Raw genomic sequence first — 22,194 nt, forward strand, 5'->3', positions numbered from 1 at the left:
CGAAGGAGGAGACGGCGGAGCGGCGCGGGCGGTCGAGTTCGGGCCAGTCCTGCTGTTCGGTGAGCAGGCTGACCGCGCCGGCCTCCCAGTCGACGTGGTGCGACGGGGTGTCCGCGTGCAGCGTGCGCGGCATCACGCCGTGCCGCATCGCCTCGATCATCTTGATGACACCGGCGACACCCGCCGCCGCCTGCGTGTGCCCGATGTTGGACTTCAACGAGCCGAGCCAGAGCGGCTGTTCGGCGTCGCGCCCCTGGCCGTAGGTGGCCAGCAGGGCCTGGGCCTCGATCGGGTCGCCCAGGGTCGTGCCGGTGCCGTGCGCCTCCACGGCGTCGACGTCGGCCGCGCCCAACCGGGCGTTCGCCAGCGCGCCCCGGATCACCCGCTGCTGGGAGGGGCCGTTGGGCGCGGTGAGGCCGTTGCTGCCGCCGTCCTGGTTGACCGCCGAACCGCGCACCACGGCCAGCACCTGGTGGCCGTTGCGGCGCGCGTCGGAGAGGCGCTCGACGACCAGCAGGCCGACGCCCTCGCCCCAGCCGGTGCCGTCGGCCTCGTCGGAGAAGGCCTTGCAGCGGCCGTCGGCGGAGAGGCCGCGCTGGCGGGAGAACTCGACGAACATGCCCGGCGTGGAGAGCACCGTGACACCGCCGGCCAGCGCCAGCGAGCACTCGCCGTTGCGCAGCGCCTGGACGGCCAGGTGGAGGGCGACCAGGGAGGAGGAGCAGGCGGTGTCCACCGTCATCGCCGGGCCCTCCAGGCCCAGCAGGTAGGAGATCCGCCCGGACGCCACGCTGGTGGTGGTGCCGGTGAGGCGGAAGCCCTCGGTGCCGTCGACGGGGGCGTTCAGCCGCGGGCCGTACTCCATGCTCATCGCGCCGACGAAGACGCCGGTGCGGCTGCCGCGCAGTCCGTCGGGGTTGACGCCGGCCCGCTCCAGGGCCTCCCAGGCGGTCTCGACCAGCAGGCGCTGCTGCGGGTCCATCGCGGCGGCCTCGCGCGGGCTGATGCCGAAGAAGTCGGCGTCGAAGTCGCCGGCGCCGGTGAGGAATCCGCCGTGGCGGGCGTAGCTGGTGCCGGGGTTGGCCGGGTCCGGGTGGTAGAGGCCGGCGAGGTCCCAGCCGCGGTCGGTGGGGAACTCGGAGATGGCGTCGGTGCCGTCGAGCACCGTCTGCCAGAGCTGCTGCGGGGAGTCGATCCCCCCGGGCAGGTGGCAGGCCATGCCGACGACCACGATCGGGTCCGCGTCGTCGGCGGCGGCCGGGGCGGCGGTCGGCCGGTCCTCGTCGGCGGCGTCCAGCACGCCGACGATCCGCTCGTGCAGGTACGCGGTGAGGGCGTTCGGCGTCGGGTAGTCGAAGAGCACGCTGGCGGGCAGCCGCAGGCCGGTCGCCGAGGCGAGCCGGTTGCGCAGCTGCACGGAGAGCACGGAGTCGAAGCCGAGGTCGCGGAAGGTCTCGTCGGCGGCGAAGCCGGTCCCGCCGGTGCTCTCGGCCAGGTGCTCGGCGAGCCAGCGGCGGAGGAAGCCCTCGGGCTCGGTGCGGATCCGGTCGCGCAGGGCGAGGGTCGCGGAGCTGAGGTGCTGCTCGGCGGCGGGTGCGGCGGGGCGCTCGTCGAGCCAGTAGCGCTCGCGCTGGAAGGCGTAGGTCGGCAGGTCGACGGTCGGCGCCGCGCCGATGATCCCGGCCCAGTCGACGGGCGCGCCGGCGACCCAGGCCTGGGCGAGGCCGGTGAGCAGGGTCTGCGGTTCGGGGTGGTCGCGGTGCTGGAGCGCTACGGCGAGTTCGGCCTCGTCGGGCCGGACCAGCGGGGTCAGGGTGGAGTCGGGGCCGAGTTCGACGAAGCGGGTGACGCCCAGCTCGCGGCAGGCGGTGATCGCGTCGTGGAAGCGGACCGTCGCGCCGACGTGCCCGATCCAGTACTCCTCGGTCATCGGGGTGCCGGTGCGGCCGGTGACGGTGGAGACGATCGGGATGCGCGGCTCGGCGACGGTCAGGCCGTCGATCCGGCGGGCGAACTCGTCCAACATGGGCGCGGTGAGCGGCGAGTGGGCGGCGTTCTGGACCCGGAGCCGGGTGGTGCGGCGGCCCTGGGCGCGGAACTCGTCGGCGATCCGGGCCACCGACTCCTCGGCGCCGGAGAGGACGACCGAGGTCGGCCCGTTGATGACGCCGATGGAGACGTCGGTGACGCCGTCGAGCGCGGCGAGCGCCTCCTGCTCGGTCGCCTCGACGGCGATCATGGCGCCGCCGGCCGGCAGGGCCTCCATCAGTTCGCCGCGGGCGGCGGCGAGCGCGGCCGCCTCGGGCAGCGAGAGGGCGCCGGAGACGTGGGCGGCGACGATCTCGCCGAAGGAGTGGCCGACCAGCAGGTCCGGTTCGACGCCCCAGGAGGTGACCAGGCGGTAGAGGGCGACCTGGAAGGCGAACAGGGCGGGCTGCATGTAGCGCATGCCGTCCAGGGCCGGCCCGGCGTCGGCGCGCTCGCCGAACAGCACCTCGCGCAGGCCGAGGGCGGGGTCGAGGTGGGCGAGCACCTCGTCCAGGGCCTCGGCGAACACCGGGTAGGCGGCGTACAGTTCGCGCCCCATGCCGACCCGGTGGGCGCCGCCGCCGGCGAACAGGAAGGCCGTCCGCCCGGCCGGGGCGGCGAGGCCGCTGACGGCCTCCTCGTGGAGGCGCTCCAGACGGGCGGTGAGCTCGGAACGGTCCGTGCCGAGGACGACGGCGCGGTGCTCGAAGACGGACCGGCCGGTGGCCAGCGAGCGGGCGATCCCGGCGGCGTCGGCGGCGTCCGCCTCGTCGGTGCCGCCCAGGTGCGCGAGCAGCTTGCCGGCCTGCGCCTCCAGCGCGCGGCCGGAGCGGGCGGACAGCACCCACGGCAGCGGGCCGCGCGCGGCGGTCGGCGTGGTGACCTCGACCGGCTCGGCGAGTTCAGCCGGGTGGCCGGCGTAGGGCCCCTCGGCCAGCACGACGTGGCAGTTGGTGCCACCGATGCCGAACGAGCTGACCCCGGCGACCAGCGGGGCCTCCGGGTCCGGCCAGGCGTCGAGTTCGGTCTGCACCCGGAGGTTCAGCTCGTCCAGCGGGATCGCCGGGTTGGCGGTGCGGAAGTGCAGGCTGGCGGGCAGCCGGCGGTGGCGCAGCGCCAGCGCGGCCTTCAGCAGGCCGACGATGCCGGCCGCGGCCTCCAGGTGCCCGATGTTGGTCTTGACCGAGCCGACCCGCAGCGGCCGGCGGCCGTCGGCGCCGCGGCCGATGACGGCGGACACCGCGGCGGCCTCCACCGGGTCGCCCACCGGGGTTCCGGTGCCGTGGAGTTCGACGTACTGGACGGCCTCGGTGCCGATCCCGGCGTTGGCGTAGGCCTGCCGCAGGACCTGCTGCTGGCCCGCGACGTCGGGGTCGCTGAGCCGCTCCCCGCCGCCGTCGTTGTTGACGGCGCTGCCCCGGATCACGCAGTAGACGGGGTCGCCGTCGGCGACGGCCTGCGCGAGCGGCTTGAGCAGGACGACGCCGCCGCCCTCGCCGCGGACGAAGCCGTCGGCGCTCTCGTCGAACACGGCGCAGCGGCCCTTGGCGGAGAGGGCGCCGAGGCCGGCGGCGGCCCGCATGCCGTCCGGGGAGAGGATCAGGTTGACGCCGCCGGCGAAGGCCAGGTCGGACTCGCCGCGGCGGATGCTCTCGCAGGCGAGGTGGACGGCGACCAGGGAGGAGGCCTGGGCCGCGTCGACGGCGAGGCTGGGGCCCTGGAGGCCGAGGGTCCAGGAGACCCGGTTGGCGACGACGGCCCGGTGCCGGCCGGTGAAGTCGTGCAGTTCGCCGTGGCCGGCCCGGTCGCCGCGGGCGGCGAGGGCGGCGTAGTCGTCGGAGGAGACGCCGACGAACACGCCGGTGCGCGAGCCGCGCAGCCGGTGGTCGGGCAGCCCGGCGTCCTCCATGGCCTCCCAGACGAGTTCCAGGGCGAGGCGCTGCTGCGGGTCCATGGCCGCGGCCTCGTCGGGCTCGACGCCGAAGAAGGCGGCGTCGAAGGTGCCGACCTCGTCGAGGAAGCCGCCGGTCCAGGACGCGCCGCCGGGGCCGCGCTGCTCGGGCCAGGGGGAGAGGGCGTCGGTGCCCTCCGTCAGGAGTCGCCAGAACGCGGCCGGACCCGATGCCGAGGGGACCCGGCAGGAGGCTCCGATCACGGCGATGGCGGTGTCGTGGGTGCGGCCGATCGTCTGGTCACCGGACATGGAGGGCTTCATACCGGGAAGTATCTGTTTCCGGACCGGACCGGGACTTCGGCCAGAGGAACGGCAGGAGAGCAGGGCTTCAGGGCAGGCTCGGCGGCGCGAAACCAGGACTTTAGACCAAGGCAAGCGACCTGGCCCCGGGCCCGGCGCCGGCGCCGCGCACGCGGTCCGACGGTTCGTCAGTCATGACGGGGTGGAAGCGTGTTGAACGCGACGGCGGGGCGCCCGCACGGTGGTTCCGTGCGGACGCCCCGCCGTGGTGCGGTCGTCCTCCTCGCCGTCCGCGGCCGTCGTCTCACATGGCCGCGGCCGAGGCGATCAGCTGTGCCCGGGAGGCCATGTGGGCCTTCGCGAGCACGTTGGAGACGTGGAACTTGACGGTCTTTTCACTCAGGCCCAGCCGGCGAGCGATCTCCTTGTTGGCCAGGCCCCGCCGCACCAGCTGGAGCACCTCGGACTCGCGCGAAGTCAAGGGTGCGTGGGTGGGGACGACCGAGAGGGGACGGGGTAGGGTGTCCCGCACGAACCGGAGGAGCAGGCCGCTGAGGCCGGGGGAGACGTAGCAGCCGCCGGCGGTGGCCCGGCGGACGGCTTCGACGAGCACCTCCTCGGGATCGTCGGAGTGCACGACGGCACGCACGTTGGCCTGCGTCAGGCGGATCCAGTCGGCAGCGGTCTCGGCGTCCTCCACGACCACCACCAGGGCGGTGTCGAGGGCGGTCAGCTCGCGCAGGTGGTCGGTCTGCTTCCGGGCTTCGAGCACCACGACGTCCGGTTCGCGCACCGCCGTCGCCGTCAGCAGCCCGATGATGTCGGCCGCCTCGCCGACCACGGTCAGTGCGTCGTCCCGCTTCAGCGCCCCACGGATGCCCAGTCGCGCGTAGGGGTGTCTACTGCATACAAATACTCGTGTCTGGCTGCTGCCACTATCCAACTTTTCCGCTCTCCTGTTATGTGGGCACACAGGGGTGAGGGGTGGGGCCGGCCGGGTACGACCGCTCGGCGTGCCCGGTTCGGCCCGCATTTCCCGGGCAGCGCGAAATTGCGGTCGCGTGACCGGGTGAAATGGACAGTAAAAGACGCGTTCGAAATCGCCGGGAAATCCGTGGGAAACCGCTTTGGGGTGCGGCGGCGCCCCGGGCCGGATCCGGCCGCCCGCGCGGGAGAATTCTGCGGGAGGCCGGATTCCGGATACCGGTGGCGGGGATGGACGGCGGATTGTCGAGACGCGGCGTGCTCGCCCCCGTGCAGTACTGCGTCTGTCAGTCAGTCGTCGGTCGTCAGGTGCCAGTCGGGCGTCGGTCGGGCGTCAGCCCGTCGAATTCCGGCGGGAGATCTCGATGGCGCCCACCGGGCACAGTTGGGCGGCGCGCTCGACCGCCTCCTGGAGGTGCTCGGGCGGCTCGGAGATCCGCAGCAGCACCATGCCGTCCCGGTTGTCCTGGTCGAACACCTCGGAGACGGTCTCCACGCAGTTGCCGGACCCGCAGCAGAGGTCCCGATCGACGGTGATGTGCATGGTCACCACGTCACCGGCAGTTCGCCCAGCCCGAAGGTGACCGCCTCGTGGCGCTTCGTGACGTCCGCCAGGGTCGTCTCCGACCGGAGGTCGGGGAACTGCTTGGCGAGCTGGACCAGGGCGATCCGCAGCTCGGCCCGGGCCAGCGGCTGGCCGATGCACTGGTGCAGGCCGAAGCCGAACGCCATGTGCCGGTGCGCCTCGTTGCGCCGCGGGTCGAAGAACTCCGGGTCGTGGAAGACCGAGCCGTCCCGGTTGGCCATCGACAGCATCGCCACGACGCTCTCGCCGGCCTTGACCTCCCGGTCGCCGATGACGGCGTCCTCCATGGCCAGCCGGGGGAGGCCGGTCCGGACGACGGTGCAGTACCGGAGCAGCTCCTCGACGAGGTTGGGCGCCACGCCCGGGTCCTCGCGCAGGGCGGCCAGGTGCTCGGGGTGCTCCAGCAGGGCCAGCGCGGACATCCCGATCATGTTCGCGGTGGTCTCGTGGCCCGCCACCAGCAGCAGCATGGCCATGCTCAGGAGCTCCTCCTCCTTGAGCTCCCCCGGGATCACGCGCTCGGCCACCAGCCGGCTGAGCAGGTCCTCGCCGGGGTTGGTCCGCTTGTGCGTGATCAGGTCGCCCAGCAGGCCGTTCAGGGCCTCCATGGCGGCTCCGACTTCGGCCGGGCCGGAGTTCCGGTCCATGATCGCGCGGCTGTGGTGCTGGAAGAAGTCGTGGTCCGAGTAGGGCACGCCGAGCAGGTGGCAGATCGTCATCGACGGCACCGGCAGCGCGAACTCGTTCATCAGGTCGGCCGGCGGGCCGATCTCGCGCATGCGGCCGAGGGCCTCGTTGACGGTCTCCTCGATCAGCGGCTCGATCCGCCGGATGTTCTTGATCATGAACTCGGCGGTCAGCATGCGCCGGAAACGGCTGTGCGCGTCGCCGTCCATGAAGATGAACAGCCCGGAGGCGCCCTCACGCGTCGGCGGGATCGGGTTCAGGACCGGGAACCCGGGCCGGTACTGGTCGGAGCTGAAGCCCGGGTGGCGCAGCAGCTGTCGCACGTCCTCGTGCTTGGTGATCAGCCAGGCCCAGCCGCCGAACGGGAGCCTGATTCTGCCGTTCGCCTCGTCGAGGTGCTTCAGGTCGTAATCTCTGACCGGAATGAAGGGGTCGTCGTCCGACCCGATGAACGGGAACGCCGGAAAGGCGGCCACATCAACGCTTGCTACTTCCCCCACTTTTACCCCCGTGGATGGAGCTCGACATTGAAGTACCAGCCTAACAGGTCGTCATCGGACGGATCTTCGATAGTGATCCACCTCACATGCTCATGACGATTGGCCGGAGGGGCATCTTTGGTTCGTTCTGGAAGCTCCTCCGGTAAGCGGCGGGAGGAGTTCCGTTCGTGTCGTCCGGGTGGGAGTGGGATTCCTTGCGGAGCAATTGTAAATAGGGATGACGAAATGCCCGGAGCCGCCGCCGGGACGGGGGGCCGGGATTCGGGGGAAGTGTACGAATTGTCTGCGCCGGGGGCGCGGGTGATGCTGGCGCGGGTGATGCGGGGGCGGGTGATGCGGGGGCGGTGCGGGCCGGGGTGGTGATGCAGGGGCCGCCGCGCATGCCGGGGGCGTCATGCGCGGCGGCCCCTGGTACGGGGGCCTGCCCCGTCGGCCGGATCGGGCGGCGGGGTCAGGGGTCGGGCGGGGACGTCGGGTGACGGGGTCAGGCGACGGCCGGGAAGGCGAACCGGACGGCGGTCAGCCGCTCCGACAGCTCCCACAGGCGCTTGCCGGTCTCGGCGTCGGCGGCCGACGGGGCCAGCTGGACCACCTTCGGGGCGCCGCGCAGCTCGGCCATCCCGCCCGGTCCGATGAACTGCCCGCTCTCGACGTCCGGGGCGGTGGCGGCGAACAGCTGGGGCAGCGCGCCCTGGTCCGGGGCCTGGGCGAGCGGGGTCAGGATGCGGCCGAAGAGCACCTTCACCATGCCGACCGGCGAGCTGGTCTGGAGGTTGGTGGCGGTGTAGCCGGGGTGCGCGAGCAGGCTGCGGACCGGGCTGCCGACCGCGGTGAGGCGCTGGTGGAGCTCCCAGCCGAACACCGCGTTGGCGAACTTCGACTGGTTGTAGTAGCCCATCGGCGAGTACTTGCGCTCGCCGGAGAGGTCGTCGAAGAAGACCTTGCCCTGCCGGTGGTTGGTCGAGCTCACCGTGACCACCCGCGGGTCCTTGCCCTCGGCCAGCAGGTCGAGCAGCAGCCCGGTGAGGGCGAAGTGGCCGAGGTGGTTGGCGGCGAACTGGATCTCGTGGCCCTGCCCGTTCAGCGTCCGCGGCGGCGCCATCACGCCCGCGTTGTTGACGAGGACGTCCGGGCGGGTCCCGTCGGCGCGCAGCTGGTCGGCGAAGGAGCGGACCGAGTCGAGGTCGGCCAGGTCGAGGCGGCGCACCTCCAGGAGGGCGCCCGGCTGCGCGGCGGTGATCTCGGCCGCCGCCCGTCGGCCCTTGGCCTCGTCGCGGACGGCGAGGATCACCTGGCCGCCCTTGCGGGCGACCGCCCGGGTGGTCGCCAGGCCGAGGCCGCTGTTCGCCCCGGTGACCACGAACACCCGCCCCGTCTGGTCCGGAATCTGATCGGCGGTCCAGTCCTGCTGCTTCGTCATACGTCACACGTTGCCCGACCTGTCACCAAGTGTCAAGCGCGCCCTTGAGGGCCAAAAGCGGCGCGGCGTGTAACATGAGGGGGTGACTACCCGCCCTGAAGCGAGCCTGGCCCAGCGCAAGCGTCAGCTGGTCTCCGACGAGCTGTCCCAGGCCGCGCTGAACCTCCTGGCGCAGAAGGGGTTCGACGCGGTCACGGTCGACGAGATCGCGGCCGCCGCCGGCATGTCCAAGCGCACCTTCTTCCGCTACTTCGCGTCCAAGGAGGACGTGGTCGTCCAGTTCCTCGGCGAGATGGGCGTCGGCATGCGGGCCGAACTCGCCGGCCGGCCGGCCGAGGAGTCGCCGTCCGTGGCGCTGCGGCACACCATCTGGGTCTCCATCGACGCCTGCGCCGGCCACGCCGAGCAGGCGCTGCGGGTGGTGCAGCTGATCCTGGGCACGCCGGCGCTGCTCGCCCGCTTCCTGGAGCGCCAGGCGCAGTGGCGCGACGAGCTGGCTGTCGAGCTGGCCGACCGGCTGGGCCTGGGCTCCGCCACCGGCCTCTACCCCCGGCTCGCGGCGGGGATGGCGCTGACCGCGTTCGACGTCGTCCTGCAACTGTGGAGCGCCAGCGACGGCGCCGAGGACCCGGCCGAACTGACCGACCGCGCCTTCGCCACCATCGCCCCCGCCCTGGACGCCCTGAACGCCCTGCCGAGCTAGGCGACCTGGCCGACCTGGCCGGTAACGGGGGCGGTGGAAGGTCCGTTCGGGCAGGCCCGGGGGACGGGCGTTGTCGGTGCTGGGAGTTAGGTTCTGAGGTGTCGCCGGGCACCGTGCCCGCGGCGCCTCCACACCCCGTCATGCCCGTGCCCGGAAGGGGCCCCGCCCATGTCAGCCACCGCCACCGCCACCGGCGAGCAGTCGACCTACCTGGAACTGTCCGAGGACAGCGGCAGCGCGCACAAGTTCTACGAGGTCACGGTGGCCGGCGTGGCCGTCACCGTCACCTACGGGCGGATCGGCGAGAGCGGCCAGACCAAGACCACCGCCTATCCCTCGCCGGAGAAGGCCGCGGCGGCGGCCGCCAAGAAGATCGGCGAGAAGGTCCGCAGGGGCTACGCCCCGGCGGTGCGCGGGGTGCGGCAGCGGCGGGCGGTGACGCGGCGGGCGATCGCCAGCAGCCGTTCGACGGCCCGGCAGGCGCCGGTGCTCTGGCGGTTCCGGTCCGGTGCGGCGGCGTTCGGCATCTTCGTCGGCGAGGAGCACGCCTGGGTCGGCAACGAGCGCGGCGACGTCTACACGCTGACCCACGGCGGCGAGGTGACGGGCCGCTACGGGCTGCCCGACGGCGTCAAGTGCATCGTCGCGGACGACTGGTGGATCTACGCGGGCTGCGACGACGGCAAGGTGTACGACCTCGGCGGCAAGGTGCCGCGGGTGGCGTACGAGATAGCCGAGGACGTCGACATCTACTGGCTGGACATCCACGACGGCGTGCTCGGCGTGGCCGACGCGCGCGGCGGCATCACCACCGTCGACCACGAGGACGAGTTCCAGTGGCGGCGCTCGGCCGAGGGCACCGACGGCTGGATGGTGCGCTGCGACAGCGACGGCGTGTACCACGGCCACTCGCGCGGCGTCAGCCGGTACGCGGCGCGCGGCGGCGCCCCGGTCTGGCACACCCGCACCGACGGCGAGGTGCTGTTCGGCTGGCAGGAGCGGGAGGAGGTGTTCGCCGGTACTTCGCGCGGCTCGGTGCACCGGCTGCGCAAGGCGGACGGTTCGGAGGTGGCCCGCTACCGCTGCGACGCCGCGGTGTTCTCCTGCGCGGCCTCGCCGGACGGCCGGTACGTGTTCGCGGGGGACAACCACTCCTCGGTGTACTGCTTCGACGCCGACGGCACCCGGCTGTGGAAGCTCGGCACCGGCTGCGGCTCGGCGTACAGCATGCAGTACCGCGACGGCCGGCTCTACCTGGTGACCACGGACGGTTCGCTGGTCTGCCTGGACGCCGGCGAGGCGGCGGTGCGCGCGGCCGAGGAGGGCCGGCTGCCGCAGGCCGCCGAGGTGGACGGCAGCGGCTGGACGGCCTCGGTGGCCGGCGCCGAGATCGAGTCGGTGGCGGTCGGCTCGGCGGGCGCGGCGGGCGGCATCGAGGTGGAGTGCGTGCAGGACGGCAGCCGGCTGCGGGTGCGGGTGGTGTCGCCGGGCTTCGACGCGACCCGCCGGGTGCAGTTCCCGAAGGACATCCGGGTGCCCGGCGCGCGGTACCTGGTGGCGGAGGTGCTGGAGTCCGGCAGCGGCTCGTTCTACCGGGCGCGGGGGGACATCAAGCGGCTGCTCTGAGTTCTTCTGACGGACGCTCCGTTCTCTCCGGCGGACCGTTGACAGCCCGTCGCGGGCCTCGGTGTAATGCGGGTGCGATACGCCGCACGGCACACCGACCGTTTCGGGCTGTCTCCCGGGAAAGCAGGGCGTCATGAGCGTGGACACCGTCGCCGTCGAGGATTCCGCGGGACCGGCGGAGTCCGCGGCATCGACGGGCGCCTCGGTGCCGAACTCCCGGATGGCCGCCCTGTACGAGCGCGACCTGGCCTGCCAGGGCCTCGGGATCACGCTCGACGAGGTGTCCACCGGCCGGGCGTCGATGCGGATGACGGTGGCCCCGGCCATGGTGAACGGGCACGGCATCGCGCACGGCGGCTATCTGTTCCTGCTCGCCGACGCGGCGTTCTCCTACGCCTGCAACAGCTACGGTCCGGTGACGGTGGCGCAGGGCGCGCAGGTGACGTTCCTGGCGCCGGCGGCGGTCGGGGACGAACTGGTCGCCGAGGCGGTCGAGCGCACGCGTTCCGGGCGGACCGGGATTTACGACGTGACGGTGCGGAATGCCGCGGAAAAGGTGATCGCGGAATTCCGCGGCCAGAGCGTGATGCTGGCCGGGCAGCCGCACACGGCCTGAGGACGAGGGTGGGCCGGGGGAAGCGGATCCCCCCGGCCCACCGTCCGTCGTCGCGTCACGCCGGCGGGCGCTCGTCCACCACCTGCTGGAGCTTGCCGGTGCGCGGGTTGGTGACCAGCTCGGACCGGGGCACCCACTCCACCAGGAGGTCGTGGATCACCCCGGCCGCCACGTCGTCCGGGTAGAGCGGCCGCGCCCGGTACACCGCCTCGACCAGCCGCCCGGCCAGCTCCGCCGGGGGCTCCTCGGTGTACCCGAGCCGCAGGATCAGCCCGTCCTTGCCGTCCCAGCGGCGCTGCACCATCTGCATCCCGGAGATGTGCCGGTCGGGGTCGTGGGCGAGCAGCACGGCGCGGACCTCCTCGGTCGGCATCGCCACCGTGCCCACCCGGGCCCCCTCCACCGACCGCCCGACCAGCCGGAACCGGCCGCCGGCCGCGTCGACCCACTCGGCGCGGTCGCCGGTCGGGTAGCGCAGGATCGGCATCAGGGTGCGGAACAGGTTGGTGACCACCACCCGGCCGGGCACCCCGGGTTCGGTGATCGGCGCGCCGCTCACATCGTCGACCAGCTCCACCACCGTCCGGTTCGGGAACGCCTCGTGCACCCGGACGTCGTCGCCGGGCACCGGCGCGCCGACCAGGCCGGCGTCCACCGAGGCGTAGCCGATCGAGGCGACCGCCGCGTTGGGGAAGGCGCGGGAGAGGATCGGCCGCAGGTCGGCGAAGAGCAGGTCCCCGCCGAACAGCAGGAGTTCGATGCGTTCGGCGACCTGCCCGTGCTTGACCAGGTGCTCGGCGACCGAGCTGAGCTTCATCGGCTCGCCGGCCAGCACGTCCACGCCGAAGTCGGTGATCAGCCCGGCCACGTACGCGTCGGGAGCGGCGCCGACGGGCAGCCGGACGTTGTCCACCGGGGCGTGGTGCAGGGCGTTCTCGATGTAGAGGAAGCCGCCGTACAGCTCGCCGGCCCAGAACAGGTTGGCGACCCGGTGGCCGGGCTTGAGGCCGGCCTGGACGAGGCCCGCGCCGAAGGCGGTGACCGAGTCGGCGTGCTCGGTGCGCGTCCACGGGGAGAACTTGGGGACGCCGGTGGTGCCGCCGGTCTTGTACACGCCGCCGTCCAGCAGCGGCCCGGTGAGCAGCCGGTTGTCCGGCCAGGAGTTGGCGGCCCAGAAGGCGGTCTGCTCGATCAGCGGCAGCTCCGAGAGGCGCTCGACGCGGGCCGGCAGGTCCCGGTACAGCTCGGCGTAGAAGGGGGAGTTGCGCCGGGCGAAGTCGATCAGCTCGGGCAGGGGTTTGGCGGGCATGGTGATGCTCCTGAGGGTGGCTAAATGAAGTCGGGGCGGCCGATCCAGGTGCGGGCGAGGGTCTGGACGGCCGAGCCGTCCGGGTCGGCGAGCTTCTGCGCCAGGTAGGCGGCGGCCCAGGCGTTGGTGGGCACCCGGAAGGCGGGCCGCTCGGCGCGCAGCGTGCGCACCACCACCTCGGCCACCTCCCGGGCCGGCTGCCCGGCGGCCTCCCAGCCCTGGCCGCCGACCCAGCCGAGGTAGTCGGCGAAGGTCGGCGCGTACGGGCCGGAGGCCGCCCCGATGGTGCGGCGGTCGATGTCGGGGAAGACCCCGAACTCGGTGTCCGGTACGAAGCCGGGGACGACGACGGAGACCCGCACGCCGTGCGCGCCGGCCACCGGGGCGAGGCTCTCCATGAACCCCTCGACGGCGGACTTGGCGGCGCAGTAGGCCTCGTTGAACGGCTGGCCGACCACGCCGTGCACGCTGCCGATGGTGAGCAGCCGGCCGCCGGAGGCGCGCAGCAGCGGCAGCGCGGCGCGGCTGACGGCGATCACGCCGAAGAAGTTCACCTCCAGGTTGGCCCGCAGCGCGGCGTCGGTGGACATCTCCAGCGTGGGGTCGAAGTTGGAGACGCCGGCGTTGTTGACCACGGCGTCCAGCCGCCCGTGGGTCGCGGCCACGCCCTCGACGCAGGCGGTGACGGAGGCGGGGTCGGTGACGTCGAGCCGGCGGACGTCCAGGGTGACCCCGGCCTGCTCGGCGGCCTCGCGCAGGGTGCCGGCGCGGGCCGGGTCGCGCAGCGTGGCCACGGTGGTGAACCCGGCGCGGGCGGCGGCCACGGCGGTGGCCAGGCCGATGCCGGAGGAGCAGCCGGTGACCAGCAGGACGCCGCCGCCCGGCGCGGCGCTCACGAGGCGCTCTCCGTCAACGCGGGTGCGGCGTCCGCCGGTTGCCGCTTCTCCTCGCGGGCCGCGGCGTCCAACCGGGGCTGGATGCCGAGGGCGGGTAGGAAGGAGCAGGCGGCCAGCAGGGTGCCGCCGGCCATCACCCAGCGGGCCGCGTCCCGGATGCCCAGCGGGTCGGTGAGCGCGGACACGGCGAGGCCGCCGACCAGCGCGGCGAGCGGGATGACGCCCCAGGTGACGGTGCGGAACGCCGCGTGCATCACGCCCTGGTGCTCGGCCGACATCCGGGCCTGCCGGGTGGGCGCGCTGCACACGTTGATGCAGGACATGAAGAAGCCGTAGCAGCCCATGGTCACCGCGATCACGAGCCCGGCGGGCAGCGCGGGCGCGGCCAGCACGCCCAGCCCGACCAGGCAGTGCAGCAGCAGCGACCAGGCCAGGGTCCGGCCCAGGCCGAGCCGTTGGCTGATCCGGGGGGCGACCACGGCGCCGGTGAGCGCGCCGACCGCGCCCACCGACATGGCCGCGCCGAACTCGCCGACCGAGACGTCCAGGCCCCGGTAGGCGAGCACCGGCAGCACCGTGACGAAGATCGGCCCGCCGGAGTTGAGGGTGACGGCCGCCAGCACCACCCGGCGCAGCACCGGGTCGGCCCAGTTCATCCGGAAGCCCGCGGTGAGCCGCTCCCAGACGGTGCCCTCGACCACCGTGCGCTCGCCCCACCGCGGCATGGAGCGGAAGCAGGCGGCGGAGACCAGGTAGCTGGCCGCGTCCACCAGCAGCGCGCCCACCCCGAGCGCGCTGTACAGCCCGGCGGCGATCGACGGCCCGGCCACCTCGGAGACCGAGTTGCTGCCCTCCAGCCGGGAGTAGGCGCGCACCATCCGGTCCTCGGGGACGACGGCGGGGACGGCGATCAGGTAGCCGACGTTGAAGAAGATGGTCGCGCCGCTGATCACGGCCACGCAGCCGAACAGCAGTGGGGTGGAGAGCTGGTCCAGCCAGTACGCGAGGGGGATCACCAGGACGGCGGCCAGCCGGAGCAGGTCGCAGACCAGCATCGTGCGGCGCTTGTCCCAGCGGTCGACCAGCACGCCGGCCACCGGGCCGAGCAGCGGGATGCCGAGGTACTGGGCCATCGCCACCACGCCGACCTGGAGGGCGGAGGCGTGCAGCACGAAGATCATCAGGGTGGGGACGACGAACACGGTGATCCGGTCGCCGACCACGCTGACGGTCTGGCCGGCCCAGAACAGGTTGAAGCCGCGCCCGAGGTCCTCCGGCCGCCGCAGCTTCACGAGGCCTCCTCGCGGACGACGAAGGAGGCCGTCTTGCCGGTCCGGTCATTGCTGACCAGCGCGTCCGCCACCCGGACCGTGACGTGCTCCGGGTCGTGCTGGAACGCGGTGCTCAGCGTGAACGTGCCGGCCAGCAGCTCGGCGCGCAGCGCCGCCGGGTCCGGTCCGGCGCCCGGGGCGGCCAGCAGCAGGACCTCCACCCCGGTGGCCCGGCCGCCGTCCTCGGTGATCACCACCTGCGCCCGGGAGACGCCCGGTTCGCGTTCGGCCCGGGCGACCAGCTCGTCCACGTGCAGACCGAGGCCGCGCACCTGGACGACGTTGTCCCGCCGGCCCAGCACCCGCATCGCCCGGCCCGGCCGACCGCACGGGCAGGCGGTCAACTCGCCTGCGTCGCCGGTGCGGTAGCGCAGCACCGGGTTCAGCATCGCCGGATCGAGGGTGGTGAAGTCCAGCAGCCCGTCCGCCCCGGCGTGCACCAGCTGCTCGGGCAGCGGGTGGAAGGTGTCGGCCGGGCAGTCGGGTGTGTTGGTGCCGACCACCCAGGTCTCGGTGGAGCCGAACATGCCCCAGCGGCGGGCCTGCGGCGCGACGGCCGCGAGGTCCTCCTCCAACTGCGGCTGCCAGGCCTCGCCCAGCCAGAGCACCTTGCGCAGGCTCGGCAGCTTGAGCCCGGCGGCGCGGGCGTGCGCGAACCAGAGCCGCAGCACGCTCGGCGTGCCGCCGATCGCCGTCACCCCGCGGTCGGCGAGGAAGGCCAGCCAGTCCGGGTACTCCTCGCGGGTGATCGAGCCGAGCGCGATCACCCGGCAGCCGGCCCGGTCGGCCAGCGCGGCGGCCAGGAAGTGCGCGCCCCACATCCGGCCGGCGCCCCAGGCGTTGGCGAACACGTCCTCGCGGTCGAGCACCGGCCAGTGGGCGTGCACCCCGGCCATGTAGAAGCCCGTCGGCGCGTAGCCGACCTTGGGCGCGCCGGTGGAGCCGCCGCTCTGGAACAGCCAGGTGGCCGCCGCCTCGGCGCGCGGCTCCAGGTGGGTGAGCGCGGTGTTCAGGTCGTCCTTGAGCAGCGGCGGCAGCGCGGCCAGCTCGCCCAGGGTGCGGACGCCGACGGGGTGGCCGGCGTAGCGCGGGGCGAGCGCGGGCACCGTCCGCAGCCGCTCCAGGGTGGTGGCGGCGACGGTCAGTCGCGGTTCGGCCGCCTCCGGCGGCAGGGAGAACGCGTCGGTCATCGGGGTTCCGATCGGGGGGCGGGGGTCGGGGTGCGGTCGGCGAGCGGCCGGGCCGGGGTGCCGTTGGCGAGCCACTTGGCGTGCGCGTCCCGGTAGGCGGTGAACCGGGCGCGGGTGATGTCCCGCTGGAGGGCGCGGCCCGGGTCGCTGAAGTCCGGGGCGATCACGCCGTCCGGCTCCAGCTCCGAGAACCAGTACCGCTCGCCGTCGTACAGGAAGTCCACGCAGAAGAACGGGATCGCCAGCTTCTCGGCGAAGTACGCGGTGGCCTCGACGAGTTCGGGCGGTATCGGCGGGAACTCCATCGACCCGCCGCGGCTGGCGTTGGCCACCGGCGAGCCGGGCTCGGGCACCCGGCGCAGGACGGCGTACGGCTCGCCGTCCACCACGTACACCCGGTAGTCCACGGTGCCGTCGCCGAGGTAGGGCTGGGCGATCAGCGTGGTGTCGCCGCCCTGGGCGAGGCTGGCCAGGCCGCGGATGTCCTCCGGACCGCGCGCCAGGTTGATCCCGCCGCCGCCGCACCAGCCGGAGGGCTTGACGATCGCCGGGTAGCTGAGGCCGCCGAGCGCCACCTCGTAGTGGTGCTTGGCGATGTCCCGGCCGGTGCCGATCCGGATCGACGGGATCGGCGGCACCGGCGAGTCGGCCAGGTGCAGGACGGTGGCCAGCTTGTCGTTGCCGATCAGCGAGATGTACGGGGGGAACGGCAGGTAGAAGCCGGCCTGCTCCAGCACCGCGTACAGCGCGTACTGGTTGAAGATGTCCATCGACTGGTACGGCAGCGAGTAGAGCGCGGTGATGAACAGGGTGTCCTGCGGGGTCACCGGCTCCTCGTCGACGTAGACCACCGGGTGGGCCGGGTCGGTGGCGTCGACGGTGACCGCGTCCGGCGAGTGCCGGCACCAGGTGAGGCCCAGCTCCTCGGCGATCTCGGCGTAGAGGTCCCAGAAGTAGTGCCGCCAGGTCGCGGTCGTCCGGGTCGACTCGCGGTCGGGGAAGATCCAGCACATCCGGCGCAGCGGGGCGTTGTGCGGGCTGTTGTGCGGGGCGTTGTGCGGGCCGGGGTCGTGCGGGGCGGTCGTGGTCACCGTGCTGCTCCTTCCTGGGGGACGGGGGCTGCGGGGGCGGGGGCTGCGGGGACGAGGGCGGGGCGCGCGGCCCGCTCCGTCCACCAGCGGCGGCCGGACTCGGGGAGGGTGTCCACCGGGTCGTAGTACGGGTGGCGCCGGTCCAGCGGGTCGTCGCCGCCCCGGTCGGCGCCGCCCGCGCGGACCTCCAGCTCGGTGCGGTAGTTCTTGGTCCAGTACGAGATACCGCGCTCGCGGTCGTACGCCACCGCCTGGTGCACCCAGCGCTTGCCGAGCCGCGGCACGTCGCAGACCAGGCGCGGGGTGGCGTAGCCGGGCAGGTAGCCCATGATCGCCTCCTGGAGGTGCTGCGCCTGGTGGACGCTGGTCCGCCAGTGCTCGGCGTTGGGGATCATGTCGCAGAGGTAGAAGTAGTAGGGGAGGATGTTCGCCTCGCCCTGGAGGGCGAAGCAGAGGTCCAGCAGGTCCCCGGGGGTGTCGTTGACGCCGCGCATCAGCACGCCCTGGTTGCGGACGTCGCGCACGCCCGCGTCGAGCAGCGCCCGGGCCGCCTCGGCGACCAGCGGCGTCACCGACCGCACGTGGTTGGCGTGGGTGTGCACGGCCAGGTTGACGGCGCGGCCGGCGGCGACCGCGGCCACCCGGTGCACGCCCGCCAGGACCTGCGGCTGCAGCCAGTGCTGCGGCAGGCCGACCACCGCCTTGCTGGCGAGCCGGATGTCGCGGACCGACTCCAGCTCCAGCAGCCGCAGCAGGAAGGACTCCAGCTGCGGCCACGGCACATTGGCGAGGTCGCCGCCGGAGACCACCACGTCGCGCACCGTCGGGGTGCGCTTGAGGTAGTCGAGCATCTGCTCCTGCCGGTGGGCGGGCCGCAGCACCAGCCGGGCCTTGGTGACCTGGGGCGTGGAGGTGCCGACCAGGTCCATCCGGGTGCAGTGCCCGCAGTACTGCGGGCAGGTGGAGACCAGTTCGGCCAGCACCTTGGTGGGGTAGCGGTGGGTGAGGCCCTCGACCACCCACATCTCGGCCTCGTGCAGCGAGTCGCGTTCGGCCTTCGGGTGGCTGGGCCAGCGCGGGTGCCGGTCGGAGCGCACCGGCAGCATGTAGCGGCGGACCGGGTCGGCCAGGAACGCGGCGGTGAACTCCTCCGGTGTGGTGGGGGCGTGCGCGGCCATGGTGTTGAGCAGCTGCGGCGGCAGCAGGACCGGCATGGTCGCGAACTCCGCCTGATCGGCGGCGAGTTGCTCGTAGAACTCGGCGGTGAGCAACTCGCCGACGACCGACCGCAGTTGGCCGGCGTTCTTGACACAGTGCGCGCGCTGCCACTGGGCGTCCCGCCACTGCGCCTCGGTGACGTCGCGCCAGCCGGGCAGCCGGCGCCAGTCCGGCTCCACCAGCGGGGTGCGGACGTACTGGTACGGCTGGCGGGGTGCGGTTTCGGGGGGTGCGAGGTGGTCGGCCATGACCGTGCTACTGGCCGGTGAAGAGGGTGGCGAGGCGGGTGCGCAGCTCGCGCTTGAGCACCTTGCCGGTCGGCCCGAGCGGGAACTCCGCCGCGGTACGGGCGATCCGGACGGCGGCGAGCCCGGCCAGTCCGGCCCCGGCCAGCGCCTTGTTGGCCGCCTCCAGCACCTCCTCGGCACCGGCGGACTCCGCCGCCTGCTGCAACTGGACGACGGCGACCGGCCGTTGTCCCTCCCCGGCGCCGCCCGGCACCCCGACCACCGAGCAGTCCCGGACCAGCTCGGCGCAGTCCGCCAGCAGCACCTCCTCGATCGGCAGGCTGTAGACCGGTCCGGCCACGGTGTCGATGACGTCCACCGTGCGGTCCAGGTGGTAGAACCGGCCCTCGGCGTCGCGCCGGGCGACGTCCCCGGTCAGCCAGTAGCCGGCCAGTTCGAAGCTCTCGGTCAGCCGCGCGTTGTTCCAGTAGCCGGGCGTCCGAGAGGGCGAGTCGATCGCGAGCAACCCGACTGTACCGTCCGGCAGTTCGGCGCCGTCCTGGTCCAGCACCGCCGCGCGGCGCACCACCTCCAGCGGCTTGCCGACGCAGCGGTCATTGCGCGCGCTCTCCGGCGAGGTCACCTGGCCGAACAGGGCCATGCCCATCTCGGAGGAGCCCAGGCCGTCGACGAACTGCGAACCGGGCATGGCGGGTTGCTCGGCCTTCTCCTGCGGCAGCAGCCAGGGCCGGATCAGTCCGGCCGGCCGCTCGCCCAGCTGGACCAGCCGGCGGATGTGCCCGTAGTGCGCGCTGTCGCCGGTGTTGAACCAGGAGTGCACCTTGGCCGCGCCCTTCACCGGCAGCTCCCCGGTGGCGAGTTCGACGAAGGTGCGCGGGAAGGAGGCGACCATGGTGGGCTGGAAGGCCTCCATCACCGGCTCGACCACCGCACGCCGCCAGTCCGCCATCACCACGGTCGGCAGGCCGAGCAGGGTCGCGGTGAGGAAGTAGCTCAGGCCGCCGGCGTGGGTGTGCGGCATCAGCGACATCAGCCGGTCCGCCGGCTCGGCCGGGAAGCGCACCATGCGCGGCTGCTTGCCGTCCCAGAACTGCCGGTGCGCCAGCACGGTGGACTTCGGGGTGCCGGTGGTGCCCGAGGAGTGGATCAGCGCGACCACGTCCTCCGGCGCGTGCCGGTACGGGTACTCGGCGGGCAGGCCGTCGGCCGCGTCGGCGTCGAAGGCCTGGATCTCGGCGGCGAGCGCGATGAACCGCGGGCGGCGCTGCGGGTCCTGGCGGTAGGCGGCGGCGAGGCGGGTGGTGTCGTCGGCGACCACGCCGACCACGCCGACGTGGTTGAGGTAGCGGACCATCACGTCGTGCCGCATCGCATCGTTGACCAGGGCCGGGATCGCGCCCAGCGCGGTGAGCGCGAAGAAGTGCAGCAGCGGCTCCAGGCCCTCGGCGATCACCACGGCCACCGGCTCGCCCGGGCGCACCCCGTTGGCGTGGTACCAGGCGGCGTACCGGTCGCGCAGCGCGGCGAGGTCCAGCAGGCTGTGGCCGCGCAGCACCACGGCGCCCCGGTGGTCGAGGTGGTGGCTGTAGGCGAAGGGGACGGCGCGGTGGGGGTTCACGGCGATGGCGTGGTCGAGGAAGTTGCCGGCCCCGAGCTCCGGCTCGGCCATCAGCCGCTCGCGCGCGGCGAGCGGCGCGATCGAGGTGGGGGTGGCGGTGGGGCTGCTGCTGCGGGGGGACGTCTCGTCGCTCATGGCGGTCTCCTGAGAGGGTGGCCCGCGGTTCTTGTGGAACGGGAGCGCGGGCTGAGTGGTGAGGGAGAACAGTGCTGCTACGTGCTGCTGGATGCTGCTGCGTGGTGTCCGGTGCTGCTGTCCGGCCCGGTGGCCGGGGCGACTTTGCAAAGTCCTGCCGGGACTTTGCAAAGTTTCGTCAACCCTCCGCGTCGAGGATCTCCGCGACCACCCGGTGGCCGGAGCGGATCGCGCCCTCCAGCAGGCCGAAGAACTCGGTGCTGCTCTCGGTGCCGGCCCAGTGCACCCGGCCGTGCGGCGCGGTCAGCGTCGGACCGAGCCGCAGCCAGTCGCCGGGCCCGAACAGCGCCGCGTAACACCCCTTGCTGTACGGCTCGTTGACCCAGTCGGTGACATGGAAGCCGATCGGTTCGGGCAGCATCGGGAAGAGCGAGGCGGCCTGCGCGACGGCGGTCGCGCGCTGCTCGCCCGGCTCCAGGGCCGCGTAGCGGTGCGCCTCGGCGCCGGTGACGAAGCCGGTCAGCACACCGACGGCGGAGCCGGCCGGGGCGTCGGCCGGCGAGTCGTCCACGGTGGAGAGCAGCGGACCCCGCGCGTTGACCGACCACCCGGAGAGCCCGTGCTCGCGCCAGACCGGCGAGGGGTAGACCAGGTTGACCTTGACGGCGCAGCCGCGCCCGGTCCGCCCGCCCGCGCGGGGGGCCGGCCGCACCGGCCCGAGGTCGAGGCCCTCGGCGAGCAGCGGGGGCAGCGCCACCACCGCGACATCGGCCCGGTACGCCGCCCCCGCGTGGGTGTGCACGGTGACACCGGCGCCGTCCTGCACGACGGACCGCACCGCCTCGCCGAGCCGGACGGCGCCGGGCCGCCGGGCCGTCAACCGGGCGGCGAGCCGCTCGCACAGCTGGTGCGCGCCGCCAGCGACCCGGTCCTGCTGGGCGCCGCCCTCGAAGGCGTTCAGATAGCGCAGCCCACCGCCCGAGCGCAGGTAGAAGGCCATGTGCAGGACCGAGACCTCGCCCGGGTCGGCGGCCATCATCTCGCCCAGGAAGAGCGGGAAGAACAGCCGGGCGTCCGGGTGGGTGAGGTGCCGCTCGGCCCATTCGGCGGCGGTGAGGGTGTCCAGCCGCTCCGCGTCCGGGGTGAGCCAGGGCGCGTCCGGCCGTACGGCGGCGGTGAGTTCGGCGAGTCGGTCGAAGAGGTCGCCGAGCGCCACCGCGTTGAGCGGCGGGAACCGGCCGTCCCGGGTGGCGAGTTCGCCGTCCGAGCTGGAGTCGGATACCGGACCGATGGCGAAGCGGCTCGCGCCGAGCATCGTGGTGGGCGCGGTGGAGAGGTCCAAGTCCTTGATGAGGGCGAGGAGTTCGGTGTGCTTGCCGCCGAGGTAGGCGGCCCCGGCGTCGATCCGGGCGCCGGGCGCGACCTCGATCCCGTGCGTCCGCCCGCCGACCCGCTCACGCGCCTCCAGCACGGTGACCTCCACCCCGCGGGCCGCCAGCCCCTCGGCGGCGGTCAGCCCGGCCAGTCCGCCGCCGACCACGACGGCGGAGCCCGCACGCGTACGGCCGCTCATCCGGCGGCCGCGATCAGTTCGACCAGGCCGGCCGGGGTCGGCGCGAGCACGAAGTCCTCGAAGGACAGCTCGACGCCGTACGTCCGGGCGACCGCGCTCAGTACGCGGGTCGCGATGAGCGAGTCGCCGCCCAGGAGGAAGAAGTCCGAGTCCGCCGCGACGTCGTCCGTCTCCAGGACGCGGCGGAAGATCGTCACCAGGCCGTCCGTGCTGGCGGGGGTGGTGTCTACGCTGCTCAACG

At 73.4% G+C, this 22,194-nt stretch carries 17 protein-coding genes; 3 read left to right on the forward strand and 14 right to left on the reverse strand.

Going from position 1 to position 22,194, the window contains the following annotated elements:
• The 5 genes from ACFP3U_RS20575 to ACFP3U_RS20595 form a co-directional block, all read right to left on the reverse strand.
• A partial coding sequence (locus tag ACFP3U_RS20575; protein ID WP_380227055.1) for a type I polyketide synthase occupies positions 1-4,243 on the reverse strand: 4,243 nt, incomplete at its 3' end.
• A 283-nt stretch (positions 4,244-4,526) separates the two neighbouring features.
• Positions 4,527-5,063 (reverse strand): response regulator transcription factor, encoded by a 537-nt coding sequence (locus ACFP3U_RS20580; protein WP_380227056.1) that lies wholly within the window; start codon positions 5,061-5,063, stop codon positions 4,527-4,529.
• Positions 5,064-5,540: 477 nt separating this feature from the next.
• Complete coding sequence (locus ACFP3U_RS20585; protein WP_380227057.1) at positions 5,541-5,750, reverse strand: ferredoxin; 210 nt, start codon at positions 5,748-5,750, stop codon at positions 5,541-5,543.
• A gap of 2 nt (positions 5,751-5,752) precedes the next feature.
• The gene (locus ACFP3U_RS20590; protein WP_380227058.1) at positions 5,753-6,955 is read right to left on the reverse strand and encodes a cytochrome P450; all 1,203 of its coding nucleotides are present in this window, start codon (positions 6,953-6,955) and stop codon (positions 5,753-5,755) included.
• 508 nt (positions 6,956-7,463) lie between these two features.
• Positions 7,464-8,399, reverse strand: coding sequence for an oxidoreductase (locus ACFP3U_RS20595; protein WP_380227059.1), 936 nt, complete (start codon positions 8,397-8,399; stop codon positions 7,464-7,466).
• Positions 8,400-8,481: 82 nt separating this feature from the next.
• Between ACFP3U_RS20595 and ACFP3U_RS20600 the strand changes: the two genes are divergently transcribed.
• From ACFP3U_RS20600 to paaI, 3 genes are all read left to right on the forward strand, one after another.
• Entirely contained in the window at positions 8,482-9,102 is a 621-nt protein-coding gene (locus ACFP3U_RS20600) for a TetR family transcriptional regulator (protein ID WP_380227060.1), read from the forward strand.
• A 168-nt stretch (positions 9,103-9,270) separates the two neighbouring features.
• Entirely contained in the window at positions 9,271-10,728 is a 1,458-nt protein-coding gene (locus tag ACFP3U_RS20605) for a WGR domain-containing protein (protein WP_380227062.1), read from the forward strand.
• A gap of 220 nt (positions 10,729-10,948) precedes the next feature.
• Positions 10,949-11,344 carry a hydroxyphenylacetyl-CoA thioesterase PaaI gene (gene paaI / locus ACFP3U_RS20610; protein WP_380227130.1) on the forward strand — a complete coding sequence of 132 codons (396 nt, stop codon included), beginning with the start codon at positions 10,949-10,951 and terminating at the stop codon, positions 11,342-11,344.
• A gap of 55 nt (positions 11,345-11,399) precedes the next feature.
• On the opposite strand, the gene ACFP3U_RS20615 is transcribed toward paaI, so the two are convergent.
• From ACFP3U_RS20615 to ACFP3U_RS20655, 9 genes are all read right to left on the reverse strand, one after another.
• Entirely contained in the window at positions 11,400-12,653 is a 1,254-nt protein-coding gene (locus ACFP3U_RS20615) for a phenylacetate--CoA ligase family protein (RefSeq protein ID WP_380227063.1), read from the reverse strand.
• Positions 12,654-12,673: 20 nt separating this feature from the next.
• Positions 12,674-13,549: an SDR family NAD(P)-dependent oxidoreductase gene (locus ACFP3U_RS20620; protein WP_380227064.1), complete on the reverse strand. Its 876-nt coding sequence runs from the start codon at positions 13,547-13,549 to the stop codon at positions 12,674-12,676.
• Entirely contained in the window at positions 13,546-14,841 is a 1,296-nt protein-coding gene (locus ACFP3U_RS20625; RefSeq protein ID WP_380227065.1) for an MFS transporter, read from the reverse strand. Before ACFP3U_RS20625 ends, ACFP3U_RS20620 begins: the two co-directional genes overlap by 4 nt.
• Positions 14,838-16,070 carry a phenylacetate--CoA ligase family protein gene (locus tag ACFP3U_RS20630; protein ID WP_380227066.1) on the reverse strand — a complete coding sequence of 411 codons (1,233 nt, stop codon included), beginning with the start codon at positions 16,068-16,070 and terminating at the stop codon, positions 14,838-14,840. Before ACFP3U_RS20630 ends, ACFP3U_RS20625 begins: the two co-directional genes overlap by 4 nt.
• A complete protein-coding gene (locus ACFP3U_RS20635) occupies positions 16,067-17,161 on the reverse strand; it encodes an ATP-grasp domain-containing protein (RefSeq protein ID WP_380227067.1) in 1,095 nt (364 codons plus the stop codon). The genes ACFP3U_RS20630 and ACFP3U_RS20635 overlap by 4 nt, the downstream gene beginning before the upstream one ends.
• Positions 17,158-18,627 carry a KamA family radical SAM protein gene (locus tag ACFP3U_RS20640; protein ID WP_380227068.1) on the reverse strand — a complete coding sequence of 490 codons (1,470 nt, stop codon included), beginning with the start codon at positions 18,625-18,627 and terminating at the stop codon, positions 17,158-17,160. Before ACFP3U_RS20640 ends, ACFP3U_RS20635 begins: the two co-directional genes overlap by 4 nt.
• Before the next feature lie 7 nt (positions 18,628-18,634).
• Positions 18,635-20,380, reverse strand: a complete 1,746-nt coding sequence (locus tag ACFP3U_RS20645; RefSeq protein ID WP_380227069.1) for a class I adenylate-forming enzyme family protein — start codon at positions 20,378-20,380, stop codon at positions 18,635-18,637.
• A 178-nt stretch (positions 20,381-20,558) separates the two neighbouring features.
• Entirely contained in the window at positions 20,559-21,953 is a 1,395-nt protein-coding gene (locus tag ACFP3U_RS20650; RefSeq protein ID WP_380227070.1) for a flavin monoamine oxidase family protein, read from the reverse strand.
• Complete coding sequence (locus tag ACFP3U_RS20655) at positions 21,950-22,192, reverse strand: acyl carrier protein (RefSeq protein WP_380227071.1); 243 nt, start codon at positions 22,190-22,192, stop codon at positions 21,950-21,952. Before ACFP3U_RS20655 ends, ACFP3U_RS20650 begins: the two co-directional genes overlap by 4 nt.
• Positions 22,193-22,194: the final 2 nt, after the last annotated feature.

The organism is Kitasatospora misakiensis (assembly GCF_042656005.1).
Taxonomy (GTDB): Bacteria; Actinomycetota; Actinomycetes; order Streptomycetales; family Streptomycetaceae; genus Kitasatospora; species Kitasatospora misakiensis.